The 15,058-nt window shown below is 74.0% G+C and carries 12 protein-coding genes; 3 read left to right on the forward strand and 9 right to left on the reverse strand.

Translation table 11 applies throughout. The features are described 5' to 3' along the window. Positions 1–29: 29 nt before the first annotated feature. The 6 genes from ACFYT9_RS34755 to ACFYT9_RS34780 form a co-directional block, all read right to left on the reverse strand. Complete coding sequence (locus ACFYT9_RS34755) at positions 30–1,532, reverse strand: AMP-binding protein (RefSeq protein WP_389170072.1); 1,503 nt, start codon at positions 1,530–1,532, stop codon at positions 30–32. Beyond that, a complete protein-coding gene (locus ACFYT9_RS34760) occupies positions 1,529–1,822 on the reverse strand; it encodes an acyl carrier protein (protein WP_376599764.1) in 294 nt (97 codons plus the stop codon). The genes ACFYT9_RS34755 and ACFYT9_RS34760 overlap by 4 nt, the downstream gene beginning before the upstream one ends. A 59-nt stretch (positions 1,823–1,881) precedes the next feature. Next, positions 1,882–2,892 carry a 3-oxoacyl-[acyl-carrier-protein] synthase III C-terminal domain-containing protein gene (locus ACFYT9_RS34765; RefSeq protein ID WP_387272773.1) on the reverse strand — a complete coding sequence of 337 codons (1,011 nt, stop codon included), beginning with the start codon at positions 2,890–2,892 and terminating at the stop codon, positions 1,882–1,884. 58 nt (positions 2,893–2,950) lie between these two features. Beyond that, entirely contained in the window at positions 2,951–4,255 is a 1,305-nt protein-coding gene (locus ACFYT9_RS34770) for an amidase (RefSeq protein ID WP_389170076.1), read from the reverse strand. An 87-nt stretch (positions 4,256–4,342) separates the two neighbouring features. Beyond that, on the reverse strand, positions 4,343–6,379 hold the full coding sequence (locus ACFYT9_RS34775) for an MFS transporter (RefSeq protein WP_387272725.1): 2,037 nt from the start codon (positions 6,377–6,379) through the stop codon (positions 4,343–4,345). Positions 6,380–6,787: 408 nt separating this feature from the next. Next, complete coding sequence (locus ACFYT9_RS34780) at positions 6,788–7,726, reverse strand: LuxR C-terminal-related transcriptional regulator (protein ID WP_389170079.1); 939 nt, start codon at positions 7,724–7,726, stop codon at positions 6,788–6,790. Between the two features lie 204 nt (positions 7,727–7,930). On the opposite strand from ACFYT9_RS34780, the gene ACFYT9_RS34785 reads away from it, so the two are divergent. Beyond that, the gene (locus ACFYT9_RS34785; protein ID WP_389170082.1) at positions 7,931–8,629 is read left to right on the forward strand and encodes a 4'-phosphopantetheinyl transferase; all 699 of its coding nucleotides are present in this window, start codon (positions 7,931–7,933) and stop codon (positions 8,627–8,629) included. Between the two features lie 352 nt (positions 8,630–8,981). Beyond that, positions 8,982–10,346 (forward strand): helix-turn-helix domain-containing protein, encoded by a 1,365-nt coding sequence (locus ACFYT9_RS34790; protein ID WP_376602775.1) that lies wholly within the window; start codon positions 8,982–8,984, stop codon positions 10,344–10,346. Between the two features lie 37 nt (positions 10,347–10,383). Here the strand turns inward: ACFYT9_RS34790 and ACFYT9_RS34795 are convergent, their stop codons facing one another. Next, positions 10,384–12,123: an acyl-CoA dehydrogenase family protein gene (locus tag ACFYT9_RS34795; RefSeq protein WP_387272719.1), complete on the reverse strand. Its 1,740-nt coding sequence runs from the start codon at positions 12,121–12,123 to the stop codon at positions 10,384–10,386. Continuing rightward, a complete protein-coding gene (locus tag ACFYT9_RS34800) occupies positions 12,120–12,464 on the reverse strand; it encodes an acyl carrier protein (protein ID WP_387272717.1) in 345 nt (114 codons plus the stop codon). The genes ACFYT9_RS34795 and ACFYT9_RS34800 overlap by 4 nt, the downstream gene beginning before the upstream one ends. Positions 12,465–12,613: 149 nt before the next feature. Here ACFYT9_RS34800 and ACFYT9_RS34805 point away from each other — a divergent pair, with 149 nt between their 5' ends. Next, positions 12,614–13,417, forward strand: a complete 804-nt coding sequence (locus tag ACFYT9_RS34805) for a thioesterase II family protein (RefSeq protein ID WP_389170087.1) — start codon at positions 12,614–12,616, stop codon at positions 13,415–13,417. A 210-nt stretch (positions 13,418–13,627) separates the two neighbouring features. Here ACFYT9_RS34805 and ACFYT9_RS34810 read toward each other — a convergent pair whose 3' ends face one another. Further along, the gene (locus tag ACFYT9_RS34810) at positions 13,628–14,857 is read right to left on the reverse strand and encodes a cytochrome P450 (RefSeq protein WP_389170097.1); all 1,230 of its coding nucleotides are present in this window, start codon (positions 14,855–14,857) and stop codon (positions 13,628–13,630) included. Positions 14,858–15,058 lie beyond the last annotated feature (201 nt).

Below are 15,058 nucleotides of genomic sequence, written 5' to 3' on the forward strand. Positions count from 1 at the left end.
GCGGTGGGAGGGGCGGTGCGGGCGGGGTGTCAGGCGGGGGGTGGGGTGGGGGTGAGGGATTGGCGGACGTGGGTTCGGTCGATCTTGCCTGTGGAGGTCTTGGGGAGGGGGTCGGTGGTGAGGTCGAAGGCGGTCGGGACGGCGGCGCGGACGGTGTGACGGGCGCAGTGGCTGCGCAGGGCGAGGGTGGAGACGGCGCCGGGGGCGGTGACGCGCAGGACGGCGTGCAGGCGCTTGCCGGCCACCGGGTCGGGCAGGGCGATGACCGCGGCCTCGACGACCTCGGGGTGGTCGAGGAGGACCTGTTCGACGGCCTGGGTGCTGATCTGGAAGCCGCGCACCTTCACCATGAAGTCGGTGCGGCCGAGGACGCTGACGGTGCCGTCCTCGTGGCGGGTGACCACGTCGCCGGTGCGGTAGTAGACGCGGCCGGGTTCGCCGTCGGGGTGCGGGGCGAAGCGGTCGGCGTTGGGGGCGTTGAGGTAGCCGGTCGTCTGGAAGGGGGTGCTGACGAAAAGTTCGCCGCGGCCCTGGGTGGTGACCGGTTTGCCGTCCTCGTCGGCGATCAGCCAGTCCACGCCGGGGAGGGGGCGGCCGATGGGGAGGGGGGCGCGGACCGGGGTGGTGCGGTCGATGACGTGCAGGAAGCTGTTGTTCGTCTCCGTGCAGCCGTAGTTGTTGTACCAGCGGGCGTCGGGGAAGACCTCGGCGAGGTCTTCCAGGACGCGGCCGGGGGTGCTCTCGCCGGCGAAGACGATGTGTTCGGGGGTGGTCAGGGGTCCGCTGCCGGCGGTGGCCTCGATGAGCAGCTGGAAGAGGAGCGGGACGCCCTGGATGAGGGTGACGGCGTGGTCGGCGACGAGGTCGCGCAGGTACGAGGGGGAGGCGCCGCGGTCCGGGTCGGCCAGGACGACGGTGCCGCCGTGGGCGAGGGTGCTCCAGATGTCCAGCAGGCAGAGGTCGAAGTTGAGCGGGGCGTAGTTCAGCACCCGGGCGCCGGGGCCGAGGGGGAAGGACTCGCCGGCCCAGGCGGTGAAGCGGGTGACGGCGCCGGTGGGGACGGGCACGATCTTCGGCAGTCCGGTGGAGCCGGAGGTGGTCAGCATGAAGCCGACGGTGTCCTCGGTCACCGGGGCGGGCGGCGCGGCGGGGCCGGGGGCCGCCGGGTCGCCGGTGAGGTCCACCGGGTGGTCGACGAGCGGGTGGGGCTCGGTGCCCAGGACCGCTCGGCAGCCGGCCTGCTCGTACAGGGAGCGCAGGGGCTCCTCGGGCAGTTCGCGGGAGGGCAGCAGGAAGGCGCGGCCGGCCATGAGGCAGCCGAGGACCAGGGCGACCGCCCCGGGCGACTTGCGGACGTGGAGCCCCACCGGGTGGGCGGGGTCGGGGACGGCGGCCTCGACGCGGGCGCGGGCGCGGACCGCCATGGCGTACAGCTCGCCGTAGGAGACGGGGCGGTCCTCCCAGACGAGGGCGGGGGCCTCGGGCCGTTCGGCGGCGTGTGCGGCGAACGCCTCGGGCAGGGTGCGGCTCATGACCGGCCGCCCGCGGCCCGCTCGGCGGTCTCGCGGATGGCGCGCACGCTGCGGAAGCGCGGGCCGGTGAGCTCGCGGTCGGGCACGACGACGCCGTGCGTCCGCTCCAGCCAGGAGGCCACCTGGAGGAGGCCGAGGCTGTCGATGACGGCGGTGGCCAGGAGGTCGTACTCGGGGTCGAGTTCGGCGATGTCGACGGAGGGGAGGAAGCGCTCGACGACGAAGCGGGCTATCTCCTCCTCCGTGACGGTGCCGGCCGGGGCCGGGGGCGTCCGGGACTCGGTGGTCATGGTGTCTCCTCTCGCGGGTCCCCGCCGGCCGGGCCCTGGGCCCGGCCGGGTGGGCGGCCTCACACCTCGATGAGTGTGCAGAACCAGTGCATTCCGGGTGCCGAGATGCCGGCCAGGGCGACCAGGTCGCCCTTGGCGAGCTCGCCGGCCTCGACGTGGCGCCAGAGGCAGACGAGCTGGTCGGCGGCGCCCATGTGGCCCAGCTCGCGGGCGAGTGCGGCGTTGGTGCGCTCGACGGGCAGTCCGACGGCCTCGCCGGCCTCCTGGACGGCTCGCTGGTTGTCGTTGATGAAGACGAGCCGGGCGATCTCGTGGCGCTCGCGTCCGGCGCGGACCAGGGCGGTGTCGACGACGCCGGCCAGCCGGGCGCGGATCTCCTGCTCGAACTCCTCGAAGCGGTCCGGGTCGCGGTCGAAGTGGCGGAAGACCGCGATCTTCGGGTCCACGTCCAGATTGCCCTCGCCCTCGGGCGCGACGGGCGCGGCGGAGCCTCCGTACTCGATGCGGAAGAGGTCGGCGTAGTCGGCGTTGGTGAGGTGGGCCGAGGAGAGCCGGCGCAGCCGGGGGTGGTCGCGCTTGAGGACGGCGGCGACGGCGCCGTCGCTGGCGATGGTGGCGTTGAAGTCCATCCGGTTGGCGTGCGTCTCGCTGAGCACGTTGACCAGGACCAGCAGGACGGTGTCCGTGTCGGGCGACAGGGCCATGGCGCCGGCGGCGTGGTCCAGGGCGGGCGACCAGGCGGCGCAGGACTGGGTGAACTGGACGGTGGGGACGGTGCGGCCGCCCAGTGCGCGGGCGACGGCGGCGGAGGTGTCCCAGCCGAGGTACTCGGGGATGTCGGAGACGCCGACGATCAGGAGGTCCAGGTCGTCCACGTCGAGGTCCGCGTCCTCCAGCGCCTCGCGTGCGGCGCGTGCGGCCAGGGCGGTGGGCGTGTCGCCCTCGCTCAGCCGGTAGTACGTGTCGTAGCCCATCTTCTCGGCGACGCCGGGGTCGGCCAGGTACTCGGCCGCGGTCTCCCGTACGTCGCACAGTTCGCCGAACGCCGTCCCGACGGCGACGATGCCCATCTCCACTGCCGGTCCCTCGATTCTCCGTCTGTCACTGCCGGAACCGCCGGCCCGGGTGTCATGCCGTCAGCGCGTCGTGCACGTCCTGCGCCCAGCGGAGCAGGCGCTCGTCCTCGCCGGCGGCGCCGGCGCACTGGAGGCCCAGGGGGAGGCCCGCCTCGGAGCGTCCGGCCGGGACCGTGACGAGGGGCAGGCCGGCGGCGCTCCAGGGGAGGGACATGACCGAGTCGCCGGCGTTGTCGAGTCCGCGGGGGGCCGGGCCGGTGGCCGCGGGGGTGATCCACAGGTCGACGCCGTGGCGGTGGGTCGTGTCGTCGAGGCGGTCGCGGAAGGCGGCGCGGGCCTTCTGGGCGTCGGCGTAGTCGGAGTCCTGGGCCGTGCGGCCCTGGATGATCGCCTCGGCGGTACGGGGGTCGTACCGCTCGGCATGGCGGTCGAACAGGTCGGCGTGGGCGCGAGCCAGTTCGTAGAGGTTGACGACGAAGAGGGAGAAGGCGTCCTGCTCGAAGTCGTCGAACACGGGGACCTCGCGGATCTCGTATCCGGCGTCGCGCAGGGCGGTCACCTGCCGGTCGAAGGCGGTGCGCGCCTCCGGTTCGGCGAAGCCGAGGTACGGGCCCACCGGGACGGCGAGCACCGGCCGGTCCGTACCGGCGCGCTCGGGGCGCCAGTCGTCGCAGAGGACGGAGGCGGCGAGGGCGGCGTCGGCCGCGGTGGCGGTGAAGGTGCCCACGGTGTCGTACGACGGGGAGGTCGGCAGGACGCCGTCGGTCGGGACGCGGCCGTGGGTGGGCTTGTAGCCGACGACGCCGCAGTAGGCGGCGGGGCGGATGAGCGAGGCGATGGTCTGGGTGCCGAGGGCCAGCGGGACGAGTCCGGCGGCGACGGCGGCGGCCGAGCCGCTGCTGGAGCCGCCCGGGGTGTGGTCGAGGTGGTGCGGGTTGCGGGTGGGGCCGGGGGCGGCGACGGCGAACTCGGCGGTCACCGTCTTGCCGGCGATCAGCGCGCCCGCGGCGAGGAGCCGCGAGACGGCGGTGCCCTGCGGGCCAGTCAGTTCCTCGACGGGCAGGGTGGAGCCGGCCCGGGTGGGCAGCCCGTCGACGTGCAGGATGTCCTTCACGCCGACGGGCACGCCGTACAGCGCCGGTCCGGTGTCCGGTGCCGGCCGGCGGTCCGCGAGGTCCCGTGCGGCCGCTCGTAACCGCTCCGTCCGCTCCGGCTCGTCCACGAAGGCGCGCACCGCCCGGTCCACGTCGGCGATGCGCCGGAGGGTGGCGTCCGTGTGCTCCCGCACGCCGGTGGCACCGGTGCGCAGGCTCTCGGCCACGTGGAGCAGGGACGTGGTCCGCACTGGATCTTCCATGGCTTCCTTCGTGTCTCGCCCCGAGGGGGAGGGGCGGGGGCCGGTACGGCGGGACGGGCGGGCCGTGCGGTCACGGGCCGGCCGGGGCTACTTCTCGACGGAGCGGTTCATCTCCCTGGTCTTGGTGACGACGCCGCCGAACATCGCGAGGCCCTTGATGAGCACGCGGGGGGTGCCGGGCTTGTTGTGCTTGCGGGCGCCGCGCTTGCCGAACACGCCGAAGAGTCCGAAGCCCCTGACCTCGACCTCGATGTCGTCGGGGAGGACGATCTCGGTGCCGCCGAAGAGCGCGACGGCCCGGATGACCGTCTCCTGCTCGGCGTAGCGCGCCTCGCTGAGGTCGAGCCGGCCGCCGCCCCACATGGACCAGGCGGTGAAGCGCGGCGGGACCACCCACTCGCCCTGGCGCTCGAACCCGCCGAACATGCCGAGGGCGAAGCGCGAGGTGGGCGCGCGGTCCACCACGAGGGCGTCGCGGGGGCCGATGTCCGGCAGTCCGCGGCCGGCCACGTCGAGCTCTCCGTGGGTCCTGGCCTCGTAGACCTGGGCCAGCCGGGCGTCGAGGTCGGCGATCTCCAGGCGGCCGGCGGCGACGGCCGCCCGCACCTTCTCGGCGACGCGGTTGCGGTCGTCGTCGGAGGCCAGGAGCTCGCTGCCCCGGGCCTTCTCCATCTGCTTGTTCTGGTCGTGATGTCCGGAGTGTTCAGTCATGTCGTCAACCCTTCCACACCCTGCTTCCGCACGGCGCTCGTCCTCTTCCGAACTGTCCTCTTTCGAGCGGTCGTTGGCGTCGGTGTCGACCACCGGCCCCGGAGCCGGCACGCCGGGAGGATCGATCTCCCGGACCTCGGCCAGAGGAATGTCGAGGAGGCTCAGCCTGCCGCGGGCGACGTGCAGGGCGAGGGCGAGGGCGGCCATGCACACGGCGAGGACGAGGACGGCGGTGCGGACGCCGAGCGCGTCGGCGAGGAAGCCGGCGGCCAGCGGGCCCGTCCACTGCACGGCCTGGACGCTGAACCGGACGACGGCGGCCAGCCGGCCCAGGTAGGCGTCGGGGACCAGCCGCACCTGATAGGACTCGATGACCACGTTCAGCGGAACCATGCTGGTCATCGCGACGAGCATGACCAGACCGATCTGCCAGGGGCTCGGCACCCAGACCACGGCGGCGAAGCAGGACACGAAGAGCCAGGCGGCCACCAGCATCACCCGCCGGGCGCCCATCCTCCGCATCAGGGCGGGGCCGACGGTGGCGCCGAGCAGGCCGCCGACGAGCGCGAGCGAGGTGGCGGTGCCGACGTCGGTGGGGCTGCCGCCGCGGTGCTGCACGAGGACCACGAAGAGCAGGGTGAAGCCCTCCGCGACGACGTTGAGCAGGGCGCCCCAGACGATGGTGAACACGAGGTACCGGCTGCCGCGGACGATCCGCAGGCCGTCGGCCATCTCGGTGAACAGGCCCGGTCGCGGGCCCTGTCCCGTGTACGGGTCGGGGCCCAGCGGGCGGCGGATCAGCGCCGAGGCGAGCGTGACGAAGAGGAAGGACAGCGCGTCGAAGAGGAACGGCATCCAGCGGGACATCGAGTAGAGCAGGCCGCCGAGCGGGGCGCCCAGCAGATGGGCGACCATGTCGCGGCCCATGCCCTGCGCGGTGGCCGTGGGCACCTGTTCCTTGGGGACGATCCGGCGCAGGGCGGACATGGACACGCCGCTGCGCAGTCCGGCGGCGAGGCCGCCGGCCAGGGCGAGCGCGTCCAGGAGGAGGATCACCGGGTCGCCCCGGTAGACCAGCAGGGCGACCGCGCCCATGGCGAGGGCCTGGCCGAACGACGCCGAGATCATCAGCGCGCGGCGCGATACCCGGTCGGCGAGGACGCCGCCGACGGGGAGCATGACCAGGGTGCCGATCATGTGGCAGGCGGTGATGACGCCGGCCTGGGCCACCGATCCGGTGGCGGAGAGCATCAGGAGGGGGAAGGCGAGGGTGGTGACGCTGGTGCCGAGGGTGGACACGCCGTTGCCGGTCCACCAGTACATGTAGTCGAGATTGCGCCACAGCGACGGGGGGGCGGTGTCGACCTCCCCGGTGCGCTCGTCCTCGTCGGAGCGCGGCTGCGCCGTGGCCATGCGTCCTCTTCCCCCGTGCCGTGCGGTGCCCGGGATGACCTCCCGGCTCCCGCCGATGCTCGTTCACCCGGGGACGGCCGGACCAGGCACTGCACCGGCAACTTCCGGCCGGAGTTGCCGCCGCGGCGGAGGGCTTCGGAGGCGTGCTGCGGGCGGTTCGAGGCGGGCGTTCCCCTGCCCGTGGGGGCGGCCCGGAGCGGGCATCGGAACGCCGGCTGTGGGTGGCCCGGGGCGGGCGTCGGAACGGCTCCGCGGGCCGCGCCTGACGGGCGTCGGAGCGGCTCTGCGGGTGGCCCGGGGGCGGGCGTCGGAACGCTCCTGCGGGCGGCTCCGGGGCGGGCGTCGGAACGCTCGCCCCGGGGCCGCCCCGGCGGGCCCGGCCCGGTGGGACGCGTCGGGTCCGGCCGGTCAGAGCCAGCCGCGTTCGGCCGCTCGGTAGCCCATCTCGAAGCGGCTCTCCGCGCCGAGGCGGGTGGAGAGGTCCGCGACGACCCGGCGGACGGTGCGCAGGGAGACGCCGAGGCGTCTGCTCACGGCGCCGTCGGTGAGTCCGCGCGAGAGCAGCCGGACCAGCTCGCGCTCCTGCGGGCTGAGCCCGTGCTCGTCGGTGCCGGTGTCGGTGCCGAGCGGGACGCCGCTCTCCCACACCTGCTCGAAGAGCGCCTGGAGGGCGGCGAGCACGCCCGGCGAGGTGATCTCCATGACGGCGTACCAGGGGTCGCAGGGGTCCACCGGCAGCAGGACCCGGCTCCGGTCGATGAGCAGCATGTGGACCGGCAGCGAAGGGACAGTGCGCACGGGGCAGCCCGACTCCGCGCAGCGGGTGGCGCGGCGGAGCGCGGCGGCGTCGGTGCGGATGCCGTCGGTGTAGACGGAGCGGTTGGCCACCTCTCTGTTGTGGACCTGGACGGTGAGGGCCGCGGCCAGTTCCAGCCATTCCGTGTTGCGGACGCCGCCGGGGACGAAGGCGAGCCATTCGGCCTCCACGTCGCCGGCGAGCTGCCAGAGCCGGTCGGTCACCGCCTCGCGGCCGGAGACGTGGACACCGCCCGCCTCCATGCCACCGGGGTGGCGGTCGGCGAAGTGCGCGAGGAGGTCGAGGACGGTGGCCCGGTCCTCCTCGAACTCCCTGATCCGGTCCTCTATCCCGGCGATCTGCCGGAGCAGCAGGGACTTCAGGCCGACGTTCGGGTCGACGAGCCGGCTGCGGCCCTCCCGCTGCGGCAGGAGGAGGTCCATCTTCTCCAGCCGCTCGATGGCGGAGCGCACCTCGCCCGCGGGCAGGGCGAGCTCCTTGGCGAGGTCGTCGACACTCTTCGAACTGCTGCCGATCAGCCCTCTGTACACGGCTGCGGCGAGGTGGTCGAACCCTAACCGTCCTAGTCTTCCGAGCATGAGCTCGCGTCCCCCTGTTCCCCGTTACCTTCGGAGCGCGCGCGGCTGGTCGTGCGGTCGAACGCGTACGCTCCCGGCTCTTCCACTTTCTACCCGATCACCCACTTGTGCGATCAAGAGGCCCGAAGGGGTGAATCCGGTTCCGCCGGTCGACCGGTGTGTGCCGAGCGCCGGGGCGGGCGGCCGGTGATCGGCGGCCCGCTGCCGGCGGGGGTGTGCGCGGCGGAGGCGTTCGGGGACGTCGGTCCCGCGGCCCGGGTGGCGCTCTTCCCGGCCGAACGGGCCGCGGTGGCGGGGGTGTCGCCGGAGCGGCTGCGCGAGTTCACCACGGTGCGCGGCTGCGCGCGGGCGGCGCTGGCCGGTCTGGGGGCGGCGCCGGCGCCGCTGGTGCCGGGGCCGCTCGGGGCGCCGGGCTGGCCGCCGGGGGTGGTGGGCAGCATGACGCACTGCGCGGGCTACCGGGCGGCGGTGGTGGCGCGCGCGTCGGCGTACGCCTCGGTGGGGATCGACGCGGAGCCGCTGGAGCCGCTGCCCGCGGTGGTGGCCGCCCGGGTGGTGGGCGCCGCGGAGCGGGCGTGGCTGCGGGAGGACTTCCCGCCGGACGGACCGCCCTGCGACCGGCTGGTGTTCAGCGCCAAGGAGGCGGCGTACAAGGCGTTCTCGCCGTGGCTGGGGGCCCGGTTCGGATTCCAGGACTTCACGGTGCGACCGTACCCGGACGGCACTTTCCTCGCGATACCCCCGGAAACGGAAATCTCGCTGCCGGTACTTTCAAAAGGCCCGCTGCTGGGGCGCTGGTCGGCGCGGTCGGGGATTCTGTTGACAAGTTTGCTCATTCAACAAAGTAAAACCTGATCCGGCGTCAGTTCACCTGTTCCTCACCCCGCCTTCCCCTCCACGGTTTATGAATCAGTGGCACCAAGCTGCCAACCAGCACTTCCTGCCACAGTCCCGCCCGCACTTCCCGGTTACGCTGATCCCGATCGGCCGCCTCCCGCTTGCAACCGCCGTCTTTCCCCGACCCCACAGATAAACCTCGGATAAAGGCAAACACCCACGGGAATTCGGGACCATCCATGCCCCTCTCCCGCAGATCGGCCCGGCACCAGGCGGCCACGACATCGTCATGTCGTCGCCGGAACAACACCGCTGATCCCCCTGCGCGTTGCAAGGCATTCCGCACACGATCCGGAGGGTGTTCTTCCCCATGCAGACCCCGAACGAGACCATCCCGTTCCGACCGACGGACATCCACAGCCTGAGAGACTTCCTGCTCCACCAACGCAGAATGTCGGGCTGGACGCAGGAAGAGCTGTCGGAAAGGTCCGGTGTCAGCGTCCGGACCATCCGCAACCTGGAGACGGGCACCAACATCAACCCGCGCCGCAGCTCCGTCTCCCTGCTGCTCAGCGCGTTCGGCGCCACCGCCTCCGCGCTCGACAAGGGAGCGCCCGCGGAGAGCGGCGGCTGGCCGGCTCCCGTCCCGCACCCCGAGGCCGAGCGGCCGGCGGCCGACTCGGGACCGCCTCCGTGGTACGGACCCCGCCCGCTTCCGGCTCCGCTGGTGGGCCGCCAGGCCGACCTGCGGCACCTCCTCGGCGCCGTCCAGCGCGGCCGGCTCGTCGTCCTGACGGGACCCGGCGGGGTGGGCAAGACCCGGCTGGCGCTCGCCGCCGCCGCCCGGCTGCTGCCGCTCTTCCAGGACGGGGTGGCCGTGGCCGAACTCCACGACTGCCCGCCCGAGCACCTCGACCCGGTCCGCGCCGCCAGCGAGCTCCACCGCATCACCGGCGACCTCGTCCGCTCCGACATCTCTACGCGCGAAGACGCGGGAATCCGCAGACAGTTGCTGGTGCTCGACAGCGCCGAGCACGTCGTGCAGCAGACCGCCCGGGTGGTCCGCGGGCTGCTCGACGCCCACCCCGGGCTGCACGTCCTGGTCACCTCGCGCCGCACCATGGCGGTGAGCGCGGCGGAGACCTGGGAGGTCGAGCCGCTGGACACCGGGATGCCGATGCGGGGGGAGTCCGCCGTGCCGAGCGCGGTGGAGCTCTTCCTGCGCCGGGTGCAGGCGAGCCTGCCGACGCTCGACCTGAGCAGCCGGCTGCCGCTCGTCCGCGAGCTGTGCGCCCTGCTCGACGGGCTCCCGCTGGCCATCGAGTTAGCGGCCGGCCGTCTGCGCTCGCTGCCGCTCACCTCGCTCCTGAACGACGACACGCTGTTCCACCTGCTGGCGCGGGTCGACGCGGGAGACCTCTCCCGGCACCGCACCCTGTCGAGCAGCGTCCGCTGGAGCTACGAGCTGCTGCCGACCGCCCACCGGGACCTGCTGCACCGGCTGACCGCCCTGCCCAGGACGTTCTCGCTGGACGAGGCGCTGACGATCCCCGGTCCCGGCGACCCGGCCGGCGCGCCGCACGTCGCCCATCTGCTGGCCGAGCTGGCCGACGCCTCGCTGGTGCAGATCCACCGCGAGCGCCAGTACAACTACCGGGTCCCCTCCCTGGTCCGGCACTTCGTCACCGAGGTCGCCGAACCGGCACAGGAAAGCGCCTGGTGCGCCGTCGGCTGACGGAACACCAGGCGTGAAGGGCGCATGATCGCGGGGGTCAGGCGCCGACCGCTTCCTTGACGGTCCGGAGCGAGAAGTGCTCCGGGCCGTCGAGCGAGGCCAGGATCCGCTCCTCCAGCCACGGGAGGAACGTCTCGTCCAGCTCGACCGCGGGGTCGATCCGCCGGAGGAGCCGCTGCAGGACCAGGACCAGCCAGCCGGTGCCGCCCTCGGCGGCGCGCTCCGCTCCGAAGGAGTGGAGCCAGGTGTAGAGGCAGGAGGCCGCGGCGTGGTGCACGCAGTGCTCCGCGGCCAGGTCCTGGCCCTCGGTGGACACCGCGTCGAAGGCGTCGCTGTCCACCCGGGCGTAGAGCGCCCGCCGGCGCTCGCCGAAGGCTTCCAGCACCTTCACCAGGGCTGCCCCCTCGGCGGCCGGCAGCTCGCTCCCGGCGATCCGGCGCGCCTCCTCGACCGCCGCGTCCCAGCCGCGCGTGATCTCGTCCTCGGCGGCGTTGGTGAGCCGCAGCGCACGGCCCGAGGGCTCCCAGCGCGGCGCCTCCCGCGACCAGTCGAACAGCGCGCTCAGCACTTCCTCGCCCTTGCGGGCGGGCCTCTGCGCCACCCGGGCCACGGCCCGCAGCTGCGCGGCGATGCCGTGCAGGTTGACGTGGGTGGTGCCCTCGAAGATGCTCGCGATCGCGTGGTCCCGCTGGAGCTTCTGGAACGCGCCGTGCGCGACGCCCTCGCGCAGGTAGCTGCGGGCGCCCAGGACGCGGGCCGTCTCCTGGACGACCTCCTCGCCGAGGGTCGGCACCAGGTACTTGACCACCGAGGACCAGAGGCTGAGCCGGGACGGCGCCACGGTGAGCGCCCGGGCCACCGGCAGCGCGGTGCACTCGGCGATCAGCAGGTCGAGGAAGCCGCCCAGCAGATGCCGCCGGATGACGGGGATCTCGTAGATCGGCGCCCCGTACAGGATCCGGTCCCTGGAGTGCCGCAGACCGATCCGGAGCACCGAGTCCATGGTGCCGACCGACAGGGCGCCGATGGCGGTCCGGGTGATCTGGAGGACCTGGAGCACCTCCGGCAGGCCCGCGCCGGGCCGGCCGATCAGGGCGGAGGACGGCACCCGGGTGCCCTGGAAGGTGAGACCGCTCAGGTCGTGGCCGCGCAGGCCGACCGTGCGGACGAACGGGTGGTTCTCCCAGGTCACCTCCTCCTGCTGCTGCTTGTCGATGAGCAGGAGGGAGGAGCCCGCGCCCTCGACCTTGGCGTAGACGGTGACGAAGCGGCCGCGGGTCGCGTTGCCCACCGGCCACTTCTCGCCGGTCACCACGTAGTCGTCGCCGTCGCGGACGGCGGTCGTCTCGTTGGTGCCCAGATCGCTGCCGTGGTCCGGCTCGGAGACCGCGAAGCAGGCGAGGTCGCCGGAGAGGAAGCCCTCCGCCACGCGCCGGCGCTGCTCGTCGGTGCCCCACAGCCAGACGGGGTTGACCCCGAGCACGGCCGAGCCGAACATCACCGCGACGGTGACGTTGCGGCGCGAGAGCGAGCGGGTCAGCAGGAACAGCTGCTCCAGGTCGCGCAGCTTGCCGCCGAAGGTCTCCGGCACCAGGTGCTCGGCGAAGCCCCAGGCCCGGATGGCGTCGACCGCGCCGGGCGGCAGGGCGCCGTTCTCCTCGTGCTCGACGATCTCGGCGAAGCTGAACGGCCCGCTCGGGGCCTCGGGGTCGCCGAGGGCCCGGTCCAGGTCCTCGGCGAGGGCGTAGGCCGGCCGGTCGAAGGCGCGCCCGCTCACGAAAGCGGGCTCTCGACGCCGTAGCGGGCGAAGACGTCCTCGACGACCTCGGCCTCGGCCAGCTGGGCCTGCCCCGCGGCCACCTCGGCGCGGACCAGCTCGATCACGTCGCCGACGTTCTGGAGCCGCATGGCCTCCTCGGGGTTGAGCGACCGGAGGCCGTAGAGCTCCTCCAGGTTGTAACCGAGCTCGGCGAGGACGAGGGAGTGGAAGCCGAGGTCGCCGATCAGCCGCTGGTCGGGGCCGACGGACTCGACCTTGCGGGGGGCGATCAGCTGGACCATCCCGCTCACGATGGCGGAGACGGCGTCGGTGCCGACGGCGGCAGGAGTGTTCGTCATGCGCCTCACGCTAGGCAGGGCGCGCGTCTCCCCCCAGGCATCGCGCCCGGCAGCCACGCGGCAACTTCGCGAGGGCACAGGCTACTTGCGGCGAAGTTGCCGCGGAGCTGCCTGGCCGACACCGGGCGGGGCCGCCCAGTCTTGCGGCCATGACCACTTATGACACCGCGTCCGCGGCGGGCCCGCTCGCCCCGCCCTCCTGGATCAGTGCCCGGTACGCCCGCGGGCTGCCCCGGCTGCGGCTGTTCTGCCTGCCGCACGCCGGCGGCGGCGTCGGCGTGTTCGGCCCGTGGCGGGCCCATCTGCCGAACGGCGTCGAGCTGGCGCCGGTGGAGCTGCCCGGCCGCGGCTCCCGCATCGACGAGCCGATGCCGCCGACCATGGACGCGCTGGTGGACGCGCTCCTCGACGGGCTGCGCGGCGAGCTCGACCTGCCGTACGCGTTCTTCGGGCACAGCTTCGGCGCGCTGCTCGGGTACGAGCTGACCCTGAGGATCGAGCGGGAGGCGGCGGCCGGGGGCGCGGTGCGGACGCCGAGCGCGCTGCTGGTGTCGGGGTCGCGGGCGCCGCACGTGCCGCTGGGGCGGGGCTCGGTGGCCTCCGGCGACGACGCCGGGCTGATCGACTGGCTGAGCGGCACGGGCGGGCTGCCGCCCGAGCTGCTCGAGTTCCCCGACTTCCTGCGGGACCTGCTGCGGGCCGTGCGCAGCGACATGGCGTTCGCCGAGGGGTACCTGGCGGCGGGGCCTGAGCCGGTCGGCTGCCCGCTGTCGGCGTTCGCGGGCGCGGAGGACACGGTGTCCACGGTGGCGCAGGTCGAGCCGTGGGACCGGTACACGACCGCCGCGCACGCACTGCGGGTCCTGCCCGGCGGCCACTACTTCCCGCAGAGCCACGCCCGGGAGACGGTCGGGGCGGTGCTGGCGGAGCTGGCGGCGGTCGGGGCGGTCTGAAGGGGGCGGGGCGGTCCGGGGCGGGGCCAGGCGGGACGGCGGGGGCGCTCGCGAGCGGGGAGTCCGCGGGCGTACGGGGGGGCTGCGGGGGCAGTGCGCTCGCGGGCGTACGGGGTGAGGCGGGGCGGCAGGCGTACGGGGCGGGGCGCCGGGCGGCTCACCGGGCGGGCGGGGGGCCGTGCGGCGTACCCCCGGCCCGCCGGGAGTGTGTCAGGTCCGGGGGCGCAGGGCCACCGGGAGGGACGACAGGCCGCTGAGGAAGTTGGAGTAGACGTACGACTCCTCCCCCGCCGGCTCGGCGTGCCCGACCAGTTCAATCAGGCTCTCCAGGAGCGCCGTCAGCTCCGCCCTGGCCAGGAAGGCGCCCAGGCAGAAGTGCGGTCCGTAGGCGAAGGACACGTGCTTGTTGGGCGTGCGGGCGAGGTCGAACGCGTCGGGCCGTTCGAAGATCCGCTCGTCGCGGTTGGCCGACGCCATCCAGGTCGTGACGACATCGCCCTCCTCCACGAACTGGCCGCCGAGGACGACGTCCTGCGCGGCGGTGCGGCCGGCGTGCAGGGCCGGCGTGGTCCAGCGCAGCACCTCCTCCACCGCCGGGGCGAGGGCGGCCCTGCCGGAGACGAGCGCCTCCCACTGCTCCGGCCGTTCCATCAGCGCGCGGAGCCCGCCGATCATGGCGAACCGGGTGGTCTCGTGGCCGCCCATGATGATGCTGTAGCAGTTGAAGACGATCTCCTCGTGCGTCAGCGTCCGCCCGTCGATCTCCCGGGTGACCAGCAGGCTGACGACGTCGTCGAGCGGCTTCTCCGCGCGGGAGCCGGCCAGCTCGGAGAAGTACAGCAGCAGGCCGTTGCGGGAGGCCCAGGTCGCCTCCTCGGTCGGCACGCCGTCCGGCGAGGAGAGGGCGGAGGAGGTGAGGTCGATGATGTGCTGCCGGTCGGAGACCGGGACGCCGAGCAGGTCGCAGATGGCGGCCAGCGGGATGTGCGCGGCGACCTCGGTGGCGAAGTCGACGGTGCCGCGCCCGACGGCCTCCGCCACCAGGGCGCGGGTGCCGCGCCGCACGCTGTCGACGACGACGTCGAGGGCGCGCGGCGAGAAGGGCTTGAGCAGGGCGCTGCGGAGCGCCTTGTGGGGGCGCCCGTCGGTGACGGCGAGCATCTTGCCCGCGGCCGAGTCGCCGCCGGCCAGGAGGGTGTCGAGGACGTTGCCGTGCTCCGAGGTGAAGGCGGCGCTGTCGGCCAGGACGGAGACGACGTCGTCGTAGCGGCTGATCACCCAGAACCCCGGCCGGCCGGCGCGCGGCGGCTGCCAGTGCACCGGCTCCTCCTCGCGCAGCCGCTGCCAGTGCGCGCCCAGGTCGTGGCGGGCGTGCAGCAGCGGGTCGGCGAGGTCGACGTCCTCCAGGGTGCTCGTTCCGAGCGCGGGGCGGCTGGTCATGGCGGTCATCTGGCTCTCCGGCGGGTGGTGCGGACGCGGATCGGGGCGGATGCGGATCGGAGGTGGGCGGGGGTCGGGGTCGGGGGGGGGGGGCGGCCCCCCCCCCCCCCCCCGGGGCCCGGGCGGGGGGGGGGGGGGGGTCGGTGGGGCCCGGGGACAAAGCGGTGGGGGCTCCGGCGGGCGCGGCGCCGGCGCCGACCA

Origin of the sequence: Streptomyces sp. NPDC004435 (assembly GCF_042873895.1) — a bacterium.
Classification (GTDB): Bacteria; Actinomycetota; Actinomycetes; order Streptomycetales; family Streptomycetaceae; genus Streptomyces.

Excerpts from the sequence above, each read along its gene's own strand:
- ACFYT9_RS34755 (WP_389170072.1), bottom strand. The coding sequence starts at position 1,532 with ATGAGCCGCACCCTGCCCGAGGCGTTCGCCGCACACGCCGCCGAACGG.
- ACFYT9_RS34760 (WP_376599764.1), bottom strand. The coding sequence starts at position 1,822 with ATGACCACCGAGTCCCGGACGCCCCCGGCCCCGGCCGGCACCGTCACG.
- ACFYT9_RS34765 (WP_387272773.1), bottom strand. The coding sequence starts at position 2,892 with ATGGGCATCGTCGCCGTCGGGACGGCGTTCGGCGAACTGTGCGACGTA.
- ACFYT9_RS34770 (WP_389170076.1), bottom strand. The coding sequence starts at position 4,255 with ATGGAAGATCCAGTGCGGACCACGTCCCTGCTCCACGTGGCCGAGAGC.
- ACFYT9_RS34775 (WP_387272725.1), bottom strand. The coding sequence starts at position 6,379 with ATGGCCACGGCGCAGCCGCGCTCCGACGAGGACGAGCGCACCGGGGAG.
- ACFYT9_RS34790 (WP_376602775.1), top strand. The coding sequence starts at position 8,982 with ATGCAGACCCCGAACGAGACCATCCCGTTCCGACCGACGGACATCCAC.
- ACFYT9_RS34800 (WP_387272717.1), bottom strand. The coding sequence starts at position 12,464 with ATGACGAACACTCCTGCCGCCGTCGGCACCGACGCCGTCTCCGCCATC.
- ACFYT9_RS34805 (WP_389170087.1), top strand. The coding sequence starts at position 12,614 with ATGACCACTTATGACACCGCGTCCGCGGCGGGCCCGCTCGCCCCGCCC.
- ACFYT9_RS34810 (WP_389170097.1), bottom strand. The coding sequence starts at position 14,857 with ATGACCAGCCGCCCCGCGCTCGGAACGAGCACCCTGGAGGACGTCGAC.